Raw genomic sequence first — 3,494 nt, 5'->3', positions numbered from 1 at the left:
CGGTGATCGAGGCCTGCAACGCCAGCGAGCACCTGTCGCTGGTGGCCCCGGCCGGCGCGCTGTACGCCTTCCCGGCCGTGGTCGGGCCGGCGGCCCGCAGCTTCGACGACCACGATTTCGCGCTGGAACTGATGAACGAGGAAGGCGTGCTGGTGGTTCCGGGCTCGAGCTTCAACGTGCCTTACCGCCACCACTTCCGGGTCACCCTGCTGCCCGAAGCGGAGGTGATGCGCGATGTCTTCGCCCGCATCGACCGCGCGTTGGCGCGGCGTGCCGAAGCGAATACCAAGGTGGTGCCGCTGAAGCCGCGCAGCGCGGTGGCCTGAGTGGCGCTGTCCTACCTGGCCCTGGGCGACTCCTACACCATCGGCGAAGGGGTCGACCCGGCCGCGCGCTGGCCGCAGCAGCTGGTTGCCGGCCTGCGCGACATCGGCGTGGCGGTGGACGACCCGCAGATCATCGCCACCACCGGCTGGACCACCGACGAACTGGAGGCCGGCATCGATGCCGCCGCGCCGCAGGGGCCTTTCGATCTGGTCAGCCTGCTGATCGGGGTGAACGACCAGTACCGCGGCCGCAGCGTGGACGACTACCGCCCGCGCTTCACCGCGCTGCTGCAGCGTGCGCTCGGTTTTGCCGGCGATCGCGCGCAGCGCGTGCTGGTGCTGTCCATTCCCGATTGGGGCGTCACCCCGTATGCTCGCGCGCACAACCGCGACCGCGTGCAGGTCGGGCAGGAACTGGATGCCTACAACGCGGCCGCCGCCGCGATCTGCGCCGAACACGGCGTGTCGTTCATCGACATCACCGACCTCAGCCGGGTCCCCGGCGCCGAAGCGGTGATGCTGGTCGACGATGGCCTGCATCCGTCGGCGGCGATGTACGCGCTGTGGACCGAGCGCGCCTTCCAGGTGGCGCGCGTGCAGCTGGCCGACGAGGTGCCGCGCTGAGCACGGACGCCCTGCCACTGGCCAAGGAACAGGCCCGCCGCATCGCTGACGCCTTCATGCCGGCCCAGCGCTTCGGCAACCGACGCGATTACTACTACAGCCGCGGCAAGCTCGGCAGCGATCCGCTGTACCCGGGCGTGCTGGCCGCGCTGGCGCCCGCGCACGGCGCCCTGCTCGACATCGGCTGCGGGCTGGGCCTGCTGGCGCACGTGCTGCGCCAGGCCGGGCACCGGCAGCCGTACCTGGGCGTGGACATCGATGCGGACAAGATTGCCCGTGCACAACGCGCCGGGACGCGCGCGGCGCTGGCCAACGCGCGCTTCGACTGCCTGGATGCCAGCGCCACGCTGCCCGCCCACCACGGCAGCGTGGCGCTGCTGGACGTGCTGCAGTACCTGCCCGCGCACGCCCAGACCGGGCTGCTGCAGGCGGCAGCCGCGCGCGTGGCACCGGGCGGGCGGCTGGTGATCCGCACCACCCTGGCCGACAACAGCGGCCGCGACCGCACCACCCGCATCACCGACATGCTGGCGCACCTGGTGGGGTGGATGGGCACCCGCCCGCGCCACTATCCCGATGCCGCCAGCGTGCGCGCGCCCCTGGAAGCGGCGGGCCTGCACCTGCAGATGCGCCCGCTGTACGGCAACACCCCGTTCAACAACTGGCTGGTCAGTGCCGAGCGGCCCGCGCTTGCCTGAGGGTCGCGCACGGCGCGCCGCACGCGCATACTCGCGCCCCGATACCGGTATGGAGCCCGCATGACCCCGCCGTCGCCCCGACATTCCGCCCTGGGCATCGCCGCGCTGGTGATCAGCCTGTGCGGGCTGGTGATGTTCGCGATCAGCGCGCACTACGCGCATACCCCGGCCCATGCGCAGATGCAGACGCTGCCGGTGGTGCTGCTGGTGGTGCTGTGCATCAGCATCGGCCTGGCCGTGCTGGCCACGGTGATGGGCATCGGCAGCCTGCTGCAGCACCGCCGCCGGCGGGTGACCGGGGTGCTGGCGCTGGGTCTGGCGGTCACCCTGCTGCTGGCCCAGGCGTCACTGGCCAGCTGGATGCGCCAGCAATGGCAGCACGCGCACCCGGTGGCGGGCAGCACGCAGCCGTAACCCGGCGGCGCCTGTCGCCTACGCCGCGTCGGGCAGGACCGCGCTCAGCCCACGCTCCTGCAGGGCCTGCAGCACCGCTTCGATGATCGGCAGGTTGTGCCCGTGGGCTGCGCCCTCATGCAGCAGCACGATGGCGCCCGGCCCCAGGTCGGCCACGATGCGCTCGACCACGGCCGCCGGCTGGCAATCGACCCCGTCGAACCCGCGCGCGCTCCAGCCCACCCGGGTGAGCTGCCACTGCGCCAGGGCCGGGGCCACGAACGGGTTGGTCATGCCCACCACCGAGCGGTACCAGCGCGGGGGCTGCCCGGCGATGGCGGTCAGCGCCTGCTGGCACTGGGCGATTTCGTCGGCCATCGCCGCCCGCCCGAGCCGCCAGAAGCGGGTCTGCGGGTGGCGGTGGCTGTGGTTGCCCAGCGTGTGCCCGCGGGCCAGCATCTGCCGCACCAGTTCGGGCTGGGCCAGGGCCCGCTCGCCGACCAGGAAGAAGGTGGCCTTAGCCTGGTAGCGGTCCAGCAGGTCCAGCACCGCCGGGGTTTCGGGCGAGGGGCCGTCGTCGATGGTCAGCCACACCCGCGGCGCGCTGCCCGGCAGGCGGCTGAGCACGGGGGCGTAGAAGCGGCTGTTGGGCAGGAACACGGGCACCATGAACAGCGCGTGCGAGGCCACCATCAGCGCCAGCCCGATGGGCCAGCCCAGGCCCACCCACGCCAGCACCACCAGCAGCTGTGACACCAGCAGCCAGGGCAGCCAGCGCCAGGGGCGCAGGGGAATGCGATGCAATGTTTCCGGTACGGTCATGCCCCATGATGCCATGCGGCGTAGAATGACCGGTTCCAAACGCCGGACCCGACCGTCATGTCCCTTGATCCCGCCCTGCGCTCGCGCATCGAATCCATCCTCACCGCCAACCGCGTCGTGCTGTTCATGAAGGGTCAGCCGAGCATGCCGCAGTGCGGTTTCTCGGCCAAGGCCGTGGGCGCGCTGCAGGATCTGGGCGTGGAGTTCGCCCACGTCAACGTGCTGGCCGACGCCGAGATCCGCGAAGGCATCAAGGCCTACGGCGACTGGCCGACCATTCCGCAGCTGTACATCGACAGCGAGCTGGTGGGCGGCAGCGACATCATTCTGCAGATGGCGAGCAGCGGTGAGCTGAGCAGCGTGCTGGGTCTGGCCGCACCGGACCGCACGGCACCGAACATCACGGTGACGCCGGCGGCGGTCGAGATGCTGCGCGGCGCGCTGGCCGATGCACCGGGTGCGTCGCTGCAGCTGGGCATCGATGCAAACTTCCAGCCAAACTTCCAGCTGGCCCCGCACGACGACAACGCGATCGCGGCCGAGTCCAACGGGCTGCGCGTGCAGTTCGATCTGGCCAGCGCGCGTCGCGCCGAGGGCATCACCATCGATTGGGTGGACGATATCCGCGGCA

6 protein-coding genes are annotated in these 3,494 nt (G+C 71.4%); 5 read left to right on the top strand and 1 reads right to left on the bottom strand.

The annotated features are described in order from the left end of the window. The 4 genes from DBR34_RS22905 to DBR34_RS12315 all read left to right on the top strand — a co-directional run. Positions 1–326 (top strand): aminotransferase class I/II-fold pyridoxal phosphate-dependent enzyme (locus DBR34_RS22905; protein ID WP_258223877.1); only part of this gene is annotated, 326 nt, incomplete at its 5' end. Beyond that, complete coding sequence (locus DBR34_RS12325; protein WP_128097009.1) at positions 327–950, top strand: SGNH/GDSL hydrolase family protein; 624 nt, start codon at positions 327–329, stop codon at positions 948–950. 56 nt (positions 951–1,006) lie between these two features. Further along, positions 1,007–1,648 carry a class I SAM-dependent methyltransferase gene (locus DBR34_RS12320; RefSeq protein ID WP_128097008.1) on the top strand — a complete coding sequence of 214 codons (642 nt, stop codon included), beginning with the start codon at positions 1,007–1,009 and terminating at the stop codon, positions 1,646–1,648. A 60-nt stretch (positions 1,649–1,708) separates the two neighbouring features. Then, on the top strand, positions 1,709–2,062 hold the full coding sequence (locus tag DBR34_RS12315) for a hypothetical protein (protein ID WP_128097007.1): 354 nt from the start codon (positions 1,709–1,711) through the stop codon (positions 2,060–2,062). 18 nt (positions 2,063–2,080) lie between these two features. On the opposite strand, the gene DBR34_RS12310 is transcribed toward DBR34_RS12315, so the two are convergent. After that, positions 2,081–2,863, bottom strand: coding sequence for a polysaccharide deacetylase family protein (locus DBR34_RS12310; protein WP_128097006.1), 783 nt, complete (start codon positions 2,861–2,863; stop codon positions 2,081–2,083). A gap of 57 nt (positions 2,864–2,920) precedes the next feature. On the opposite strand from DBR34_RS12310, the gene grxD reads away from it, so the two are divergent. After that, a partial coding sequence (gene grxD / locus DBR34_RS12305; RefSeq protein ID WP_258223876.1) for a Grx4 family monothiol glutaredoxin occupies positions 2,921–3,494 on the top strand: 574 nt, incomplete at its 3' end.

The organism is Stenotrophomonas sp. HMWF003 (assembly GCF_003061285.1).
In the GTDB taxonomy this organism is placed as follows: domain Bacteria; phylum Pseudomonadota; class Gammaproteobacteria; order Xanthomonadales; family Xanthomonadaceae; genus Stenotrophomonas; species Stenotrophomonas maltophilia_AP.
Note: the sequence above shows the minus strand (reverse complement) of the source record. Positions and strands in the feature narration are given on the sequence as shown.

What these genes read in the sequence shown, in the direction of transcription:
- DBR34_RS12320 (WP_128097008.1), top strand. Translation starts at nt 1,007, where the DNA reads ATGCCGGCCCAGCGCTTCGGCAACCGACGCGATTACTACTACAGCCGC.
- DBR34_RS12315 (WP_128097007.1), top strand. Translation starts at nt 1,709, where the DNA reads ATGACCCCGCCGTCGCCCCGACATTCCGCCCTGGGCATCGCCGCGCTG.
- DBR34_RS12310 (WP_128097006.1), bottom strand. Translation starts at nt 2,863, where the DNA reads ATGACCGTACCGGAAACATTGCATCGCATTCCCCTGCGCCCCTGGCGC.